The organism is Vibrio sp. Vb0888 (assembly GCF_033338835.1).
Classification (GTDB): domain Bacteria; phylum Pseudomonadota; class Gammaproteobacteria; order Enterobacterales; family Vibrionaceae; genus Vibrio; species Vibrio alginolyticus.
Genome location: NZ_JAWOTL010000020.1, coordinates 39,086 through 57,790, shown reverse-complemented (window position 1 = coordinate 57,790; position 18,705 = coordinate 39,086). Strand labels below are relative to the sequence as shown.

At 44.3% G+C, this 18,705-nt stretch carries 10 protein-coding genes and 1 riboswitch; of the genes, 4 read left to right on the top strand and 6 right to left on the bottom strand.

The window, feature by feature from the left end; genetic code table 11:
• Positions 1-809 precede the first annotated feature (809 nt).
• Positions 810-2,141, bottom strand: coding sequence for a cation:proton antiporter (locus tag R7P72_RS20365; protein WP_031779064.1), 1,332 nt, complete (start codon positions 2,139-2,141; stop codon positions 810-812).
• 191 nt (positions 2,142-2,332) lie between these two features.
• Between R7P72_RS20365 and metH the strand changes: the two genes are divergently transcribed.
• The gene (gene metH, locus R7P72_RS20360) at positions 2,333-6,013 is read left to right on the top strand and encodes a methionine synthase (RefSeq protein ID WP_005381253.1); all 3,681 of its coding nucleotides are present in this window, start codon (positions 2,333-2,335) and stop codon (positions 6,011-6,013) included.
• A gap of 86 nt (positions 6,014-6,099) precedes the next feature.
• On the opposite strand, the gene lysC is transcribed toward metH, so the two are convergent.
• Entirely contained in the window at positions 6,100-7,452 is a 1,353-nt protein-coding gene (lysC, locus tag R7P72_RS20355) for a lysine-sensitive aspartokinase 3 (RefSeq protein WP_005381251.1), read from the bottom strand.
• 101 nt (positions 7,453-7,553) lie between these two features.
• Positions 7,554-7,732, bottom strand: a riboswitch (Lysine riboswitch).
• Positions 7,733-7,952: 220 nt separating this feature from the next.
• Between lysC and R7P72_RS20350 the strand changes: the two genes are divergently transcribed.
• Positions 7,953-9,074 (top strand): pyridoxal-phosphate-dependent aminotransferase family protein, encoded by a 1,122-nt coding sequence (locus R7P72_RS20350; protein ID WP_005381245.1) that lies wholly within the window; start codon positions 7,953-7,955, stop codon positions 9,072-9,074.
• Positions 9,075-9,133: 59 nt separating this feature from the next.
• Here R7P72_RS20350 and R7P72_RS20345 read toward each other — a convergent pair whose 3' ends face one another.
• The 4 genes from R7P72_RS20345 to R7P72_RS20330 all read right to left on the bottom strand — a co-directional run bounded on the left by R7P72_RS20345 (position 9,134) and on the right by R7P72_RS20330 (position 15,631).
• Positions 9,134-10,915, bottom strand: coding sequence for a PglL family O-oligosaccharyltransferase (locus R7P72_RS20345; protein WP_031779063.1), 1,782 nt, complete (start codon positions 10,913-10,915; stop codon positions 9,134-9,136).
• A gap of 67 nt (positions 10,916-10,982) precedes the next feature.
• Positions 10,983-13,805 (bottom strand): excinuclease ABC subunit UvrA, encoded by a 2,823-nt coding sequence (gene uvrA, locus R7P72_RS20340; RefSeq protein ID WP_005381241.1) that lies wholly within the window; start codon positions 13,803-13,805, stop codon positions 10,983-10,985.
• 149 nt (positions 13,806-13,954) lie between these two features.
• Positions 13,955-14,827 carry a UTP--glucose-1-phosphate uridylyltransferase GalU gene (galU, locus tag R7P72_RS20335; RefSeq protein WP_005381239.1) on the bottom strand — a complete coding sequence of 291 codons (873 nt, stop codon included), beginning with the start codon at positions 14,825-14,827 and terminating at the stop codon, positions 13,955-13,957.
• A gap of 159 nt (positions 14,828-14,986) precedes the next feature.
• Positions 14,987-15,631 (bottom strand): LuxR C-terminal-related transcriptional regulator, encoded by a 645-nt coding sequence (locus R7P72_RS20330; protein WP_005381237.1) that lies wholly within the window; start codon positions 15,629-15,631, stop codon positions 14,987-14,989.
• 277 nt (positions 15,632-15,908) lie between these two features.
• On the opposite strand from R7P72_RS20330, the gene R7P72_RS20325 reads away from it, so the two are divergent.
• Both R7P72_RS20325 and csrD read left to right on the top strand, forming a co-directional pair.
• Positions 15,909-16,448, top strand: coding sequence for a single-stranded DNA-binding protein (locus R7P72_RS20325; protein WP_005381235.1), 540 nt, complete (start codon positions 15,909-15,911; stop codon positions 16,446-16,448).
• Between the two features lie 242 nt (positions 16,449-16,690).
• The gene (gene csrD, locus R7P72_RS20320; RefSeq protein WP_005381201.1) at positions 16,691-18,700 is read left to right on the top strand and encodes an RNase E specificity factor CsrD; all 2,010 of its coding nucleotides are present in this window, start codon (positions 16,691-16,693) and stop codon (positions 18,698-18,700) included.
• The last annotated feature ends 5 nt before the right edge of the window (positions 18,701-18,705 follow it).

Here is an 18,705-nt window from a genome sequence, read left to right as displayed (position 1 = left end):
TCAGTTGGTTAGAATACCGGCCTGTCACGCCGGGGGTCGCGGGTTCGAGTCCCGTCCACTCCGCCACTTATATTAAGATTAAGCCTCAGTCGAAAGACTGAGGCTTTTTCGTTTTAGTTCCCCGACTTACCTTAAATCCACTTTCATATTGAAACCTTGCATCTGGAGTTACACTACCCTCTTCACATGGTTTTAATACCGTTGTGAACGAGCTAGCACGTAACTCTGTGCCTTAGTCTTATTCCGATACCAAGCTCTAACCAAAGCTCCTTTTATTCGATATTAGAAAATCTAGTTATGTGACAGAGTTTAATTGTTTGAAGTGTCGCTTGTTTCTAATTTGAAAACAGGAGGACTTTGAATACAAGTTTAGTCTCACTGAGTTCAAGAGGGAGGGATTTAAACTTCCGTTAAGGCTTTGCTACCTGGGTGCCAGCTCAGTTTTATCTCGGTGAGGTTTCTAACCCGTTTGGGTTCTGAACGCAATCACCCTAAATGTCTCTTTCTCATAAAAATACAAACTCGCTCATTGCTAAGTATTGTGGAAGTTTAGCTTTGATGTTTGCGAGGAGCCTATATTGCCAAGGGAAGAGAAGTGATACAGATGAAAATGGGTAAATTAAAAGACTCGTCTATGAATACTATCTATCGGCAATAGTTAGTATCTATGAAAATGTAGCGTAGCGATTCTTCGTATATTTGATGGTATATCAAAGAATAAGGAGCCTTCGTTCTTGAAGGGAAGTCTGAAAATTAGTTATGAAAAAAGCAGCTAGGTAGCTGCTTTTTATTTATTAAGTTACGTGTCTTTAAGAGTCCACTGGCTCCGTATGCTCTGGAGTGGTTATTGCTTGGTTGTCCTCTTCCATCTTCTTCTCTTCAGCTTTTGCTTTTTCAATCATTGGGGTGATTGTTGAGCCTTGAATGAGGATAGAGAAAACAACGACGGAGTAGGTCATCACAAGAATAATCTCTTTTACATCGATTAACTTATCTTGAATCACCCAAATACCAGATGGAATGGAAAGTGCCATTGCCAATGCAAGGCCCCCGCGTAAACCGCCCCACGTCAAAATACGCACTGACCATGGATTATATTTTCTGTAACGTTTAAAGCCTATGTAAGAAAGAAATACACTTAGATAGCGAGCTGCTAGTACAAGAGGGACTGAAATAGCCATCATGATCCAGTCTTCTTTGTGGAATTCAAATAGCAGCATCGACATACCGATCAGTAGGAATAACACGCCATTCAAGAATTCATCAACAAGCTCCCAAAAATGGTCAAGGTGATCTTCACTCTCTTTTGAAAAGCCAATAAAGCGTGTCCAGTTGCCAATCATAATACCGGATACAACCATTGCGAGTGGGCCTGATACATGGATGTATTCAGCAAATGCGTAACCTGCCGTTGGGACACCAATGGTAAGTAACAATTCCATTGAGTGATCATCGGTGGCACTGATCAAGTAGTGGAATAGCAAACCGAGGACTAAACCATATGTGATACCACCGATAGCTTCTTGGATGAAGAGTAAGGTGACACTACCTACAGTTGGTGCCTCAGTGCCAAACGCAATCGTAAATAGAGTGACGAAGATAACCAAACCGAAGCCATCATTGAAGAGCGATTCTCCTTCAATCTGAGTGGAGATACGTTTGGGAGCATCGAGTTTTTTAACAATAGCCAATACAGCGATTGGGTCAGTTGGCGATATTAGAGCACCAAATAGTAAGCAGTAGACCAAATCAAATTGGATGCCAATTAACTGACAAAACCCATACAGCGCAAATCCAATAAAGAACGTGGAAAACAGTGTGGCTCCAAGAGCTAAAACAGTGATCTCCCACTTTTGATCTTTAAGGTTCGGGAGTTTGATGCCTAGTCCACCAGCAAATAGTAAGAAGCCAAGAATGCCTTTGAGCAAGAAATCTTCGAAGTTAATCCTTGTGACCGTCTCCGTCGCAATTTCGGTGAGATGGAACCAGTTGTTTTGACCCGCAATTAAGATTAGAAGTGAAAGCACCATTGAACCTGCGGTAATCGCAATGGTGGTTTGCATCTTTCCTATCTTGCTGTTTACAAAAGCAATTAGCATCGCAGCTGCGGATAGAAAACATAAAGTATGATAGACCGACATAGAGCTCTCTATTTGTAACATTTTATGAATGGAATTCTCGGCTGATGCTGCTTAAATAGCAAACATTTTTTCGTGATTATTTTGTAAGTTAAGAAGGAGATAAAATAATCATTAATTCCACGTTTAGACGTCTAGACTCCTGAAGTTTGTGTGATAGGATGGAAAGATAACTAAAGGAATGAGGCTGTACTGTGGGAAGTAACGTAAGACAACAGATTGAAGCTCAATTGAAGCAACGTATTCTTTTGATTGATGGTGGTATGGGAACCATGATTCAAGGGTACAAACTTGAAGAGCAAGACTATCGAGGAACGCGCTTTGCGGATTGGCATTGTGATCTAAAAGGTAACAACGACCTGTTGGTTCTAAGTCAGCCTCAACTTATCAAGGAAATTCACGCTGCATATTTAGAAGCGGGTGCAGATATTCTTGAGACCAACACTTTTAACGCAACAACCATTGCGATGGCTGACTACGAGATGGAAAGCCTAAGTGAAGAAATTAACTTTGCAGCTGCCAAGCTTGCACGTGAAGTTGCAGACGAATGGACCGCAAAAACACCCGATAAACCACGTTATGTCGCAGGGGTTTTAGGGCCGACAAACCGAACTTGTTCTATTTCTCCTGATGTAAATGACCCCGGATATCGAAATGTTTCTTTCGACGAGTTAGTTGAGGCTTACTCTGAATCGACTCGAGCGCTTATTAAAGGTGGTTCAGACCTTATTCTTATCGAGACCATCTTCGATACGCTTAACGCTAAGGCTTGTTCATTTGCTGTTGAAAGTGTGTTTGAAGAGATGAGTATTGAGTTACCTGTGATGATCTCGGGGACTATTACTGATGCTTCCGGTCGGACATTATCCGGTCAAACCACAGAAGCGTTTTACAACTCATTACGTCATGTTAAACCGATTTCGTTTGGTTTGAACTGTGCACTTGGTCCAGATGAGCTGCGTCCTTATGTTGAAGAGCTCTCTCGTATATCAGAATCTTTTGTTTCCGCTCACCCAAATGCTGGGCTTCCGAATGCATTCGGCGAATACGATTTGTCGCCAGAAGATATGGCTAAGCATGTTAAAGAGTGGGCTCAAAGTGGCTTTTTAAACTTGATTGGTGGGTGTTGTGGTACAACTCCTGAGCACATTCGCCAAATGGCACTCGCGGTTGAAAATATCGCCCCTCGTCAATTACCTGAACTTCCCGTTGCTTGTCGCTTGTCTGGCCTAGAGCCACTCGCTATTGATAAAGACTCTTTATTTATCAATGTCGGTGAGCGTACGAATGTAACCGGTTCTGCGCGTTTTAAGCGCTTAATTAAAGAAGAGCTGTACGATGAAGCGCTCGATGTGGCTCGTCAACAAGTTGAAAATGGCGCTCAAATTATCGATATCAACATGGATGAAGGCATGTTGGATGCACAAGCTTGTATGGTTCGCTTTTTAAACCTTTGTGCGTCAGAACCTGAAATCTCAAAAGTACCAATCATGGTTGACTCTTCCAAGTGGGAGGTTATTGAAGCCGGTCTTAAGTGCATCCAAGGCAAAGGCATTGTTAACTCGATCTCTCTCAAAGAAGGCAAAGAGAAATTCGTTGAACAAGCTAAGTTGATCCGCCGTTACGGTGCGGCTGTGATTGTGATGGCGTTTGATGAGATTGGGCAAGCAGATACACGTGAGCGCAAAGTAGAAATTTGTACCAACGCTTACCGAATTCTTGTTGATGAAGTGGGCTTTCCACCAGAAGACATCATTTTTGACCCAAACATTTTTGCCATTGCTACGGGGATCGAGGAGCATAATAACTACGCGGTGGATTTCATTGAAGCCGTTGGCGATATCAAACGTGATTTACCACATGCGATGATATCTGGTGGTGTTTCTAACGTCTCATTCTCTTTCCGTGGCAATAACTATGTACGTGAAGCGATTCACGCGGTGTTCCTCTACCACTGTTTTAAAAATGGTATGGATATGGGGATTGTGAATGCGGGTCAGTTAGAAATCTACGATAACGTGCCTGAAAAATTGCGTGAGGCTGTGGAAGATGTCGTTCTTAACCGTCGTGATGACGCCACTGAGAGATTGTTAGATATCGCGGCGGAATATGCAGGCAAAGGGGTAGGTAAAGAGGAGGATGCCTCTGCACTTGAGTGGAGAACTTGGCCTGTTGAAAAGCGTTTAGAGCACGCGTTAGTGAAAGGAATAACTGAGTTCATCGTTGATGATACCGAAGAGGCTCGTGTCAACGCTTCAAAGCCATTAGAGGTGATTGAAGGCCCACTAATGGATGGGATGAACGTCGTTGGAGACTTGTTTGGTGAAGGTAAAATGTTCCTTCCTCAGGTCGTAAAATCTGCACGAGTGATGAAGCAAGCAGTCGCGCATCTGGAGCCCTACATCAATGCAGAAAAGCAGGTGGGACAAACAAACGGTAAGATTTTGCTAGCGACGGTCAAAGGTGATGTACATGATATCGGGAAAAATATCGTTGGCGTTGTATTGCAGTGCAATAATTATGAAATTATCGATCTTGGTGTCATGGTTCCTTGCGAAAAGATCTTAAAAGTAGCGCAAGAAGAAAACGTCGATATTATTGGTTTATCAGGGTTGATCACGCCTTCATTAGACGAAATGGTGCATGTTGCAAAAGAGATGGAGCGTCTCGACTTTAACTTACCTCTTCTCATCGGTGGCGCAACAACGTCAAAAGCCCATACAGCAGTTAAGATTGAGCAAAATTACAAGCATCCAGTGGTTTACGTGAACAACGCCTCACGTGCAGTGGGCGTATGTACTTCTCTATTGTCAGATGAACGTCGCCCTGAATTTGTTGAAAAACTTGAAGCTGATTACGAACGAGTACGTGATCAACATAATCGAAAGAAACCGAGAACCAAACCAGTGACATTAGAAGCGGCTCGAGCGAATAAAGTTGCGATCGATTGGGAAGCTTATACTCCTCCAGTGCCTGTTAAGCCTGGCATTCATATCTTCGATGATTTTGATGTGGCTATGTTACGTCAATACATCGATTGGACACCATTCTTTATGACTTGGTCACTTGTAGGTAAGTATCCAACAATTTTCCAACATGAAGAAGTTGGTGAAGAAGCAAAACGTTTATTCGAAGATGCCAACGAGATACTTGATCGAGTTGAGCGAGAAGGCCTGTTAAAAGCGCGTGGAATGTGTGGCTTATTCCCTGCTGCGAGCGTGGGGGACGACATTGAAGTTTATGCTGATGAAACTCGTACCGACGTTTTGAAAGTATTACGTAACTTGCGACAACAGACCGAGAAACCAAAAGGATTCAACTATTGTTTATCCGACTACATCGCACCTAAAGAGTCGGGTAAACATGATTGGATAGGGGCATTTGCTGTCACTGGTGGTATTGGTGAACGAGAGCTTGCTGATGAATACAAAGCACAGGGAGATGATTACAACGCAATTATGATTCAAGCGGTGGCGGATCGCCTAGCCGAAGCGTTTGCTGAGTATTTGCATGAGCGTGTCCGTAAAGAAATTTGGGGTTATGCTGCGGATGAAGATTTATCTAACGATGATCTCATTCGTGAAAAATACCAAGGTATTCGCCCTGCACCAGGTTATCCAGCGTGCCCTGAGCATACTGAAAAAGGACCGCTTTGGGAGCTACTTAATGTGGAAGAGAATATTGGCATGACGCTAACCTCCAGCTATGCAATGTATCCGGGCGCGTCAGTCTCTGGTTGGTATTTCTCTCATCCTGACTCACGTTACTTTGCGATCGCACAGATCCAAGAAGATCAGTTAGAGAGTTACGCCGATCGTAAGGGGTGGGATAGGATCGAGGCTGAAAAATGGTTAGGGCCAAACATTAACGGTTAAATTGATGTTTACCTCGTCCAAATGTAACAACTAATGAAACGACAAAGGGCTGCAGATACGCAGCCCTTTGTTTTATTGAGTTGAACTTACTTCTCAAACAACTCAGTGTGGAGTTTTTGTATGGCTTGTTTCGATACCGATTCATGGAGCAAGAAGCATAAGTTGTGAGGGCTAGCGCCATAACAAATCATGCGTAGGTTAAAATCTTCTAGCGTGCCAAAAACCTGTTTCGCGTAGCCTTTACTCTCACTCATGTTGTTACCAATTAGGGCAACGAGGCATAGGTCATGTTCAACTTCTACCTTACATAACTCTTCTAACTCTTCTCGTACAGCTTGCGGCAGCTGCGGCGCGCCGCCGGATGTATCGGTTTGATCAAGTGTTAACGATACACTGATTTCAGATGTTGTGATCAAATCGACAGATATCTTATGCTTTGCAAGGATCTCAAAGACCTTTGCTAAGAAGCCGTATGCGTGGAACATATTGGCGCTGCGTAGCGTTACCATGGTTTGGTTACAACGCAAAGCTAGCGCACGGAATAACGGTGAGCTTTCGACTTGGTGGCGAATCCAAGTTCCCCCTTTTTCTGGCTCTTTCGATGACCCTACAAATACCGGAATGTCGTGGCGCAATGCGGGTACTAGCGTAGAAGGGTGAAGGATTTTAGCGCCAAAGTTAGCCATTTCTGAAGCTTCGCTAAAGCTGATCTCGGGAATTGGTGAGGCTTTTGGCGCAATTCGCGGGTCTGTTGTGTAGATGCCCGGAACATCAGTCCAGATTTCTAACCCTGCCGCTTTGACGCTCTCAGCAATTAAGGCGGCGCTGTAATCGCTGCCTCCTCGACCTAGTGTTGTTGTATTACCGGCTTCGTCAGATCCTATGAAGCCTTGAGTAACAACAACGGATTGTTGGCAAAGTGGTACGAGTTTATCTTGCGTAAGCGTCGAAATTGCTTCAATGTTTGGCTCCGCGCGACCAAAGTTGTCATCAGTACGCAGCACATCGCGGATATCAAAGCGCACTGCTTGAATGCCTCGCTCACACATTAACTGAGTTAGAATGTGCGTCGACATGAGTTCACCACATGCGACTAAATGATCGGTTAACTTCGCACTAGCTTGGATAGATGCAGCCTCGGCCAGGCTGGTTACGGTATCTAATATGCCATACACCTCGGCAGCAGTTTTCGTGCTGTCTTCGAGCTGAGTTAAAATGGCGTCATGAATGTTGGCCAGATTTTGCAGCAGCTCAGTACGGTGCGTTTGATCCTGAACACCGTTGGCGAGTTCTACCAATAGGTTGGTGACGCCAGAGCAAGCGCTGCTCACGACCAGGCGAGTATTTGGATTGTTTTCGATAATGGTGGCGCAACGACTCATTGCCTCAAAGTTGGCAACACTGGTTCCACCGAATTTAGCTACGTTAAATGCGCTCACTGCGTTCTCCCACGACTTCCTAAAAAATTGTACATCCAATGTTTAGTGAGAAAAGGAACAGAGCAAAAAGAGAGGTATTTAGAATGCTATTTGAAAAATTTACCCTCAGAAGCCCTTCATCAGACTGCGCTGATGACAGTTGATGGGATTCAGCCCAATTCAACCGACAAGTCAAATCCTGCAACTTTGACTTACCTCGGCACTACTCCCCCTCAATGATTGGTGTTGGAATTGCGGTTCCACAAATCATCTACCTGGGTAGCGCTCCTCTTCTACATAAAGCTCAAACATTGAACGGTTTTGAGGCCTTAATGTCAATCAATATTTCAACCTTTATGGTGTTTTTTATTAACGATTTTGTGACACTGGTTTGACCTCCATACTTACGGCTAATTGCTGATAGAGGAAAAATCTATTAGGGTGAAGAACCCTACACCTGAGCCATGTTATTGAATAGAACTTTTAGAATGCTCAGGATAAAAGATAATCAAGGAGCTGACATGTCGATCCAAAGCTTTATTCCGCCTCACCGTATTTTAATGGGACCTGGTCCTTCTGATATTTATCCTCAAGTGTTACAAGCACTAAGCCGTCCTACGGTAGGTCACCTTGATCCTCTGTTTATCGGTATGATGGATGAGCTCAAGCAGCTATTGAAGTATGCCTTTCAAACTGACAATGAGTTCACTATTGCGGTTTCAGCGCCTGGTAGCGCAGGGATGGAAACCTGCTTTGTAAACTTGATCGAGAAAGGCGACAAAGTGATCGTCTGCCGTAACGGTGTATTTGGTGAACGCATGCGCGAAAATGTCGTCCGTGCTGGTGGCGAAGTTGTTATCGTCGATGATGAATGGGGGACGCCTGTTTCCATTGATAAAGTCGAGCAAGCACTCGAACAGCACCCAGATACAAAAATTCTTGCTTTTGTGCATGCGGAAACCTCAACTGGTGCAGTCAGTGATGCTCAAGCATTGGGTAAGCTGGCGAAACAGCATAATGCATTATCTATTGTTGATGCGGTGACATCGCTTGGTGGTGTGCCGTTAAAAGTGGATGAATGGCAACTGGATGCGGTTTACTCTGGCAGTCAAAAATGTTTGTCATGTGTACCAGGGCTCTCACCAGTGACGTTTTCTACTGCCGCGATTGAAAAGATTCAAGCAAGAACAACACCAGTACAGAGTTGGTTCCTCGATCAGAGTTTAGTTTTGGGGTATTGGAGTGGAGAAGGCAAGCGTAGTTACCATCATACGGCGCCAGTTAATAGCTTGTATGCGCTTCATGAAGCTTTATTGATACTGAAAAATGAAGGATTAGAAAACGCTTGGGCTCGTCACCAACTGATGCATGAAAAACTCAAAAATGGCTTACAAAAGTTAGGCTTTGAATTTGTTGTGGACGAAGCCCATCGGTTGCCACAATTAAATGCGATTTACGTGCCTGAAGGAATTGATGAAGCAAAAGTTCGTGCTCACTTGCTAGAAACCTATAACCTAGAAATTGGTGCAGGCCTTGGGGCATTAGCTGGTAAAGCGTGGCGTATTGGCTTAATGGGTTACGGCGCTCGATCTGAAAACGTTGCGCTGTGCTTAAAAGCGTTAGAAGAGTCACTCACTGAATAAAATCATACAGTAATGAGATAAAGAAAAGCGAAGGTCATCCCTTCGCTTTTTGGTATTTATTACTCAGCTCCTGAAGTGGGGGCTGGTGAGGCAGAGATTGCTTGAGAAGGTGGTTGGTAATTGACGTCACTGAAATCAATCTTCGGGAACAAAAACTGCGCTTCAGCTCTAATTTGCTCCGCTTTACTTGAGTCATCTAAGCCTTGGTAGGCCAAAATCAAATTATTATAAAATGCAGGGCGAGGCTTATCTTTGATGATTTTTAGCGACCAATCGATATAAGGCTTGATCAAGGTTGCGTCTTGTTGGTACAGCCCAAGGTTTAAAAACGTGCTATAGACATCCCAATCAAATCTGTCTTTCCAAACTACAGGGTTACTGACTTGATTCAGAATATCAGGGTTAGTTGGTCTAGTGGTCTCAAACTTCGTCAATACATAGTTCGTATGTAATGCGCTTACCATGTAAAACGTAAACGCAACGGGAAGTACCAAACTAAAAACACGCAGCAAGCTTTTGGTTACATTACTAAAGCCGACTTGTCGATAACGAGAGACGCGCTGATCGACCCAGTACAGTAGGATAACGAAGATCAACCAATGCACGAGAGAGTGGTAGAAAGGGTATTCCAGTTGCGAGTGCAATACGATAGGTATAAACAAGGCCAGCAACGCAAGACGAGTTCCGCGTTTGGCTTGATAGATTCGATACAGTACCAGTGCCATCGCTAAGAAGATGCCGAGTATTGGCAGCAAGCCACCTTCTACTCCCCAGTAAAGTAGCTCATTATGCGGATGATCCATGGCTGGCAAACCAGCTGGGTAATTCTCATTTAGGGCATGTTGACGAGCCGTATACAGCATGTACTCAGATTCAAACTTGCCATATCCATAACCAGTAAAAGGCTTTTCAATCACCATGTCTAATGTTTGTGGAAAAGTATACGCTCGAGGAGACTCCATATTTACTTTTTCTGCGGCTAACCCACCTCCATCAGGAAAGGCAAGATGCATGACAACGACTGAGAGTAAGAGCCCACTTACAAGTGACACAACCCAGCGGATAAAGCGCCCTTTGGTTGCAAAGCGGTACATGTATGGAATGACCAACAACACGGCGATGACCGAGGCTAACCAACCAGTGCGTGAAGCCAACGCCACAATTAGTGGTAAAGTTAAAACTGGTACGGCATAGAGAAGGTAAACATCGCTTAACTTACGATCGTATTTGTAGGGCTGACGTGCAAGTAAATAGCTGGCAATCACCAACCCTGTCGCAAGAAAGCTGGCCATTACATTGGGCTGTTGGAAAATACCATAAGGACGATTGGCCACCGTGTCGTAACCAAACGGATTGCCTGGTTTGAGATACAGATATTGTGTCAAACCAAAAATGGCTTCGATAACAACCGCAAGGACAATGAACCATAATAGGCGTTGGCGATGTTTATTACTGAAATGAAATTGTTGTAAGACAATAAAGAACAGGACACCACACCACAGGCCAATGAGCTTATTGGCTGCCAAACTGCTATTCGCATTTGGGTACAGAATGGGCACCGTCATGATAAGAGTACTAATGAACAAGCCGATGGTTAGTTTTGAGTAACGTAGTACTCGATTATTCGCAAGTTGGTAACACCCAATGCCTAATGCAAAGCTAAAAGCAATCCAAGTTGTCGCATTGAACGAAAGCGAAAGCCCCGAACCGCCGGGGTTGGGCATGAAAAAGTGCATTGCCAACACAAATAGTGTTGCCAAGGCAATGAGAAACTTGCGATTGAGGGGAACCTGTACTTTTTCGGGAGAAAGCTTTGTTCCACTTACATGTATAGTAGCCATAGTTATTGCGTTGTTTTGAATGAAAAAAGACCAGCACTTGCTGGTCTCGATACTTTACCTGTTTTTTCTACTTCAACATAGGCTTGAGGAAGTGAGCTGTGTGCGAACCCTCGATTTGCGACACATCTTCCGGAGTGCCTTGAGCGATTATCTCGCCGCCACCCTGACCCCCTTCAGGACCAAGATCGATAATCCAGTCCGCAGTCTTAATGACGTCCAGGTTATGCTCGATCACCACGACAGTATTTCCGTGGTCGCGAAGTCTGTGCAGTACAGTGAGCAACTGCTGGATATCATGGAAGTGAAGGCCGGTTGTTGGTTCATCCAAAATGTACAAGGTTTTTCCTGTATCACGTTTGGATAGCTCTCGCGCCAGTTTCACACGCTGTGCTTCACCACCGGAGAGTGTTGTTGCCGCTTGACCCAATCGTATGTACGACAAACCCACATCCATCAGTGTTTGTAGTTTGCGAGCGATGGCAGGAACTGGATCGAAGAAGGTGCGTGCATCTTCGACCGTCATTTCTAGCACTTCATCAATAGTTTTACCTTTGTAACGTACTTCGAGCGTTTCACGGTTGTAGCGTTTACCTTTACACACATCACATGGCACATAAACATCTGGTAGGAAGTGCATTTCTACTTTGATAACACCGTCACCCTGACAGGCCTCACAACGACCACCGCGTACGTTAAAACTAAAACGGCCCGGTTTGTAACCGCGAGAACGCGACTCCTGTGTGCCTGCAAACAGTTCACGGATTGGTGTAAAGATCCCCGTATAGGTTGCAGGGTTAGAGCGAGGTGTACGGCCAATTGGGCTTTGATCGATATCGATGACTTTATCGAAGTGCTCTAGACCTTTAATCGATTTATAAGGTGAAGGCTGAGCCGTTGTCGCTCCGTTAAGTTGGGTATGCGCAATTTTAAAGAAAGTATCATTAATCAGCGTTGATTTACCTGAGCCAGATACTCCTGTAATACAGCTGAATAACCCAACAGGAATTGAAAGGTTAACGTTTTTAAGGTTATTACCTGTTGCGCCTAATAGCTCAACCGTTTTTTTCGGATCTCGCGGCGTGCGATCTTTCGGTACTGCGATTTCTTTAACACCACTTAAGTACTGACCTGTCAGAGAATTCGGATTCGCGACTATCTCTTCCATGGTGCCTTCCGCAACAACATTACCACCATGTACGCCAGCACCAGGACCAATATCTATGACATGATCTGCACAGCGAATCGCATCTTCATCGTGTTCTACCACAAGTACGGTATTACCTAAATCGCGCAAATGAGTCAGTGTTTTTAGGAGTCGTTCATTATCACGCTGGTGGAGGCCAATCGACGGTTCATCCAGAACATACATCACACCAACAAGACCTGCACCAATTTGGCTTGCTAAACGAATACGTTGAGCTTCACCGCCTGATAAGGTTTCCGCACTGCGTGATAAGTTTAGGTAGTTCAAACCGACATTAACTAAGAATTGCAGGCGGTCGTTGATTTCCTTCATCACTTTTTCAGCGATTTGGGCGCGTTGACCTTCCAGTTTCAAGGAATGGAAGAATTCCAATGCATCAGCAATGCTGAGTTCAACAATCTCAGGTAGTGTCGTATCAGCAATAAACACGTTACGTGCTTCAAGGCGTAGACGAGTACCGCCACAGCTTGAACAAGATTTAGTGGAGATGTATTTCGCAAGCTCTTCACGGACAGAGTTGGATTCTGTATCACGATAGCGACGTTCTAGGGTATTCAGAATACCTTCGAATGGATGACGCTTAACGCGAATATCGCCACGATCGTTGATGTATTTAAACTCAATCTCAGTACGACCTGAGCCCTTTAGAATGACATCTTGCGTTTTCTTTGGCAGAGAATTAAAAGGGGCATGGAGGTCAAAACCATAATGATCGGCCAATGAGGTGAGCATTTGGAAGTAGTAGTAGTTCTTTTGATCCCAACCGCGAATCGCACCTTGTGCCAAGCTTAATGAATCATCTTGAATGACTCGACTTGGATCGAAGTATTGTTGAACACCCAAACCATCACAAGTGCCACATGCACCAGCAGGGTTGTTGAATGAGAAAAGTCGCGGCTCTAACTCTTGCATGCTGTAACCACATTGTGGACAAGCGAAGTTGGCGGAGAAAATAATCTCTTCACCGTCGCCATCCATTGGCGCGACAACCGCAATTCCGCCTGATAATTCGAGTGTTGTCTCGAAAGATTCGGCCAAGCGCTGTTGTAAGTCTGGACGAACTTTAAAGCGGTCTACCACAACTTCAATGGTGTGCTTTTTATGTAGTTCAAGGGTTGGAGGATCGGAAAGATCGCAAGTTTCTCCATCAATACGCGCACGAATAAAGCCTTGAGCCGCTAAGTTCTCAAGCGTTTTAACATGCTCACCTTTACGTTCTTTGACAATAGGCGCCAATAGCATCATTTTGCTGCCTTCCGGCATCTCTAGGACTTTGTCCACCATTTGGCTGATGGTTTGCGCGGCAAGAGGGGCATGATGCGTTGGACAGCGGGGTTCGCCCACACGAGCATACAATAGACGTAAGTAGTCGTAGACTTCGGTAATTGTACCGACGGTTGAACGCGGGTTATGAGAAGTAGATTTCTGTTCAATAGAAATCGCAGGTGATAACCCTTCAATGTGGTCGACATCGGGTTTTTCCATCAGAGACAAAAACTGACGAGCGTAGGCAGAGAGAGACTCTACGTAGCGTCGTTGGCCTTCTGCATACAATGTATCGAAAGCGAGAGAGGATTTACCGGAGCCACTTAGTCCAGTAATGACAATCAGTTTATCGCGAGGGATTGTAAGATTAATGTCTTTAAGGTTATGGGTTCGGGCACCGCGAACTTCTATTTTATCCATCGTTTTTGCTCTATGTATAACCAAGTGGGGCAAGTATTACATAGTGTGAGAAATGTGCAAAGAAAATTACTGGATAAAAAAACAGTAAAGTAAAAAGCCCAGCGTTGTGCTGGGCTTTCGATACAGTAATTTCGTACTAAGACGATGCTTTATACTGCTTTTTGTGTTGCGTGCTTACCTAGCTCAGAGGTTTTTTCATCTTTTAGATACAGGTTTTCAAAACAATAGTTAGTTGCTTCGATGTAACCTTCAACGCTACCACAGTCAAAGCGTTTACCCTTGAATTTGTAAGCCAACACACAGCCCGCTTTTGCTTGCTTCAGCAGCGCGTCAGTGATTTGAATTTCACCACCTTTACCAGGTTCGGTGTTTTCGATCAGTTCAAAAATATCGGGAGTCAGGATGTAGCGGCCAATGATAGCAAGGTTGCTAGGCGCCGTGCCTTTCTCTGGTTTTTCTACCATGTCGTCTACGCGGTAGATGTCGTCTTTGATCATTTCACCAGAGATAACGCCGTATTTGTGTGTTTCTTCGGCTGGTACTTCTTGCACTGCAACGATAGAACAGCGGAACTGCTTAAATAGTGCCACCATCTGAGCCAGTACGCCCTCTTGCTCGTTCACACAAAGGTCATCAGCAAGAACAACAGCAAATGGCTCATCGCCTACCAATTCTCGTCCAGTTAGAATCGCGTGGCCCAAGCCTTTCATTTCGCGTTGACGTATATAAGTGAAGTTTGCAGATTCAATGATTTCACGGATATCTACCAACAGCTCTTCTTTGTTGGTACCGCTAATCTGATGTTCCAGTTCGTAGTTCTTATCAAAGTGGTCCATGATCGAGTGCTTGCCACGACCTGTCACAATACACATGCCGTTCATACCAGCTTGGATTGCTTCTTCGACACCGTATTCAATAAGCGGTTTGTTCACGACTGGCATCATCTCTTTTGGCATAGATTTCGTTGCCGGTAGGAAGCGTGTGCCATAGCCTGCAGCAGGGAACAGACATTTTTTTATCATTGGGGGAATATCCTATCTCGTTTTTATCAAGAATCTGCGCATAACTTTAACACGAGAGGTATCAATGAATCATGAATAAAGTAGGAAAAAATGTGAGACTCGGTGCGGAAAAAAGATGAGCGACTCGTCATTTCAGTTATCAGAGCCGCTAACATTGCATCACGACATTAAGTTTTGGTCTGCCCAGGCGATTGCCTGTACTCGGTTCTTTACGGATAGCTTTTTGAATATCTGATACAAGTGCGATTTGATGGTGAATTCACTGACGAATAACTCTTCGGCCATCTGACTGTTCGAGGCGCCAGCTTGTAGGCAACGCAGTACTTGTAGCTCACGAATGGTTAGGTCTACCGTAGCTGGTGCAGTATGAGTATTAATGACATTGCGGTAATAGTGTAAAAGTTGACTGGTTACATTACGCGGCAGCCAGTTTTGACCGTTAACAATGCCTTTTAACCCTTCTCCAATTTGCTCTAGCGTATCTTCAGAATAAAACACACCTTTTAATTGACCAAATGAAAGAAGTTCATCTGTGGTTAGTCTTTTAGGCACGTTGAAGACAACGGTTTCAAAGTTTTTCCATACAAGAGGCAAATTTTTGATCGATTGAACAAGTGATTTATGTTCACTGAAGTCGATCAGTAGAATTTTATTACGGTGTTGTGGCTTGGCTTCCATGAGTGCTGCGGTTGAAATCACCGGGATGCTCATATCAACGTACTTTTCGAGTGCCGCCACTTTTTTTTGCGCATTATCTTCCATACTGATCAGAAATAGCTTTCTTGCGTAAGCCGACTTTCTCACGTGTTCCAATCTCCCTGGGTTCAATAGAAGCCATAAACTGGCATTAAAGAGAGGCCATAACCATCGCTTTACTGAATAAATGCGTTCGAATTCAAAGCTTCACGAAACGATGTCTGCAACGCGAATCAAAAATGCTACACACGTAAGTTGAAATACGATTTGGGTTCTAGAGGATGACTCAATAGATCACAATGGTATTAGACTTTAATCAAAACATTAAAGCGTGCTATTCTAATGCGCTAAAATTTTATATATCCAGAGTGAAACGGAGCACATCATGGCCAGCCGTGGAATTAACAAAGTTATTTTGGTGGGGAATCTAGGTAACGACCCTGAAATTCGTTACATGCCGAATGGCGGTGCAGTAGCAAACATTACTATTGCGACTTCTGATTCATGGCGTGATAAAGCGACTGGCGAACAGCGCGAAAAAACGGAATGGCACCGTGTTGTGTTGTTCGGCAAACTTGCGGAAGTAGCAGGTGAGTATTTGCGTAAAGGCTCTCAAGTTTACATTGAAGGGCAACTGCAAACTCGCAAATGGCAAGATCAAAGTGGTCAAGATCGCTACTCAACTGAAGTCGTTGTTCAAGGCTTCAATGGTGTGATGCAAATGCTTGGCGGTCGTGCTCAAGGTGGCGGCGCACCTATGGGCGGTCAACAGCAGCAGCAAGGTGGATGGGGTCAGCCTCAACAGCCAGCTCAGCAGCAGTACAATGCGCCTCAGCAACAGCAACCACAACAACAGGCTCCGCAGCAATCACAGCAGCAGTACAATGAGCCACCAATGGATTTTGACGACGATATCCCGTTCTAAATTCTGCTTATGCTTGAATCGAAAAGGCCGCGAATATCGCGGCCTTTTTTATTGTCGCAATCTGATGATCTCACAGGCTTATCTTGGCAAGGTTAGGCGTAACAATAAAACTTATCAATGAGTGTGATTTTCTTTATGCTCCAGCCTCTCACTATCAGACTAATCCGATTGTTTGATGAACTCTTATCAAGTATAAATATTTCAATAAGGTATATGATGAATAAAAAAGGAATTTGGTATTCATGAGGTATACCCCAACTCTTAAGTTAAGCACACGGCTGGTGGCCTTTGTCACCATGATCGTTATCTGCGCCATGTTTATCTTGTTTGTCGGTGGCACCCTCTCTTTTAAACGTCTTGGGCAGGAATATCTCACCCATTATTTAGAAGGGATCGTAGAGGTGGTCGACAAGGAGATGGAAGATCCTGACGCCGCTTATTCTATGCAGCGCTGGATGCCGAAGATGCTGCAGGCTTCCAATATTGTCGAAATGACGTTGTCGACCAACAACGCCGTTGTTTATCGCTTCAAAGATACTTCTCATCAAATGGAAGCGTCAGTCTTGTTTGAGGCTGAGTACCAGCTGACTCACAATCAAGATTACACGATTCACTTTAAAGCAATTCCCCCTTACTTAGGTTACAGCTACTCAATGCAGGCGCTTTGGTCGATCACGCTTGCCGTTATATTGATCATCTTCTGCTTAATGCGCGGCGTGGCATGGCTTAAGGAACAATTAGAAGGCTCCGAAATGCTCGAAGAGCGAGGCAGAATGATCCTGGCTGGTAGGGTAGAGCAGTATGCCAAAGGTGACAAAAAAGAATGGCCTTACACCGCCAGTGAAGCGCTCGATGTATTAATCGAAGAGTTACAAGATGCGCGTCAAGAGCGAAGCCGATTTGATACCTTTATTCGAACTCAAACCTTCCTTGATAAGCTAACCGGTACCGCTAACCGAGTGTTATTTGATAGCAAGTTGGAATCGGCGTTACTAGAAAGTGGGGCTCGCGGCGCCGTGTTGCTAGTGCGTATTCAAGACTGGAAACTGGTTGAAGAAGAGCAAGATAAGCAAATTACGGATGAGTTTATTGTTGAAGTTGGGAGTTTATTGTCCAATTTAGTTCAACGATACCCAGATGTTGTATTTTCCCGTTATTACGATGCTGATTTTGCGCTTTTTCTACCGCACCAAAGTGCGAAAGATGTGGCTAACCTCGCCTCGCAATGCATTCGCCAGTTAGAAAAGTTAATGCCGCCAGAGCCACTTGATCCAGACAACTGGTGCCATATTGGCATCACCACTTATAAAGAAGGTGAGCGACACAGCCAAATCATTGATGAAGCCGAGACTGCTTTGCGTAGTGCGCAACTACAAAATAACAATAATTGGAGTCGCTTCAAAAAATGGAACCACGATGAAGAAGCTCGCGGAAGTGTGAGGTGGAGAACGTTATTTGACACAGCACTTACACCTGAAAGTGTGATACTCTACGCACAATCTGTGCACCCAATAAGTGACGCGACGCATAAAAAATCATTATATGAAGAGTTAACATGTCGGATTCGCGATCCTGAGAATGGGATTGTTAAAGCGTCTCGGTTCATTTCTGCGATCAGACAGGTTGGTTATGAAGCGCAAATGGATAAGTCGGTTATTAATAAATTCTTAAGAGAGTTTAAGGATAATTTTGATAACTCAAGATCGTATGCGCTCAATTTGAATGTAACGCCATTTTCTAACCGAGAGTACTTTAAATGGTTTCGTGATGAACTCTTACAGTTGTCACGTGAGCAGAGAAAGTGTCTCAGTTTTGAGTTTGTTGAAGCACAATTTGTAAGGCACTTAGACTTTATGCGACCAGTCGCTAAAATGCTGGCCGGTTTAGGGTGCCACTTAATGGTTGGGCAGGCTGGGCGTACCATCGTTAGCACTCACTATTTAAAAGAAGTGGACATTCGTTACCTTAAACTTCATCGCAGTTTAGTAGCAAAAATCGACCAACGACATGAAAACCAGCTATTTGTCCGCAGTATGCTAGGTGCGGCGGCAAACAGTAAAACTAAAATTATAGCAGTGGGAATTGAGAATCAGAACGAGCTCAACACATTAATTGAGCTCGGGGTTTATGGTGGGCAAGGGCGTTACTTTTCTGCGGAGCAGCAGTTTCTTCCTCGTCCCCAAGCGTTGCCGAATTCTCAATCAGAATCCCAAGTTAAATTGGGAAGACGAAATCGCTGGCGGAAAAAATAAAGATA

What these genes read in the sequence shown, in the direction of transcription:
- R7P72_RS20365 (WP_031779064.1), bottom strand. Translation starts at nt 2,141, where the DNA reads ATGTCGGTCTATCATACTTTATGTTTTCTATCCGCAGCTGCGATGCTA.
- R7P72_RS20350 (WP_005381245.1), top strand. Translation starts at nt 7,953, where the DNA reads ATGTCGATCCAAAGCTTTATTCCGCCTCACCGTATTTTAATGGGACCT.
- R7P72_RS20345 (WP_031779063.1), bottom strand. Translation starts at nt 10,915, where the DNA reads ATGGCTACTATACATGTAAGTGGAACAAAGCTTTCTCCCGAAAAAGTA.
- uvrA (WP_005381241.1), bottom strand. Translation starts at nt 13,805, where the DNA reads ATGGATAAAATAGAAGTTCGCGGTGCCCGAACCCATAACCTTAAAGAC.
- galU (WP_005381239.1), bottom strand. Translation starts at nt 14,827, where the DNA reads ATGATAAAAAAATGTCTGTTCCCTGCTGCAGGCTATGGCACACGCTTC.
- R7P72_RS20325 (WP_005381235.1), top strand. Translation starts at nt 15,909, where the DNA reads ATGGCCAGCCGTGGAATTAACAAAGTTATTTTGGTGGGGAATCTAGGT.
- csrD (WP_005381201.1), top strand. Translation starts at nt 16,691, where the DNA reads ATGAGGTATACCCCAACTCTTAAGTTAAGCACACGGCTGGTGGCCTTT.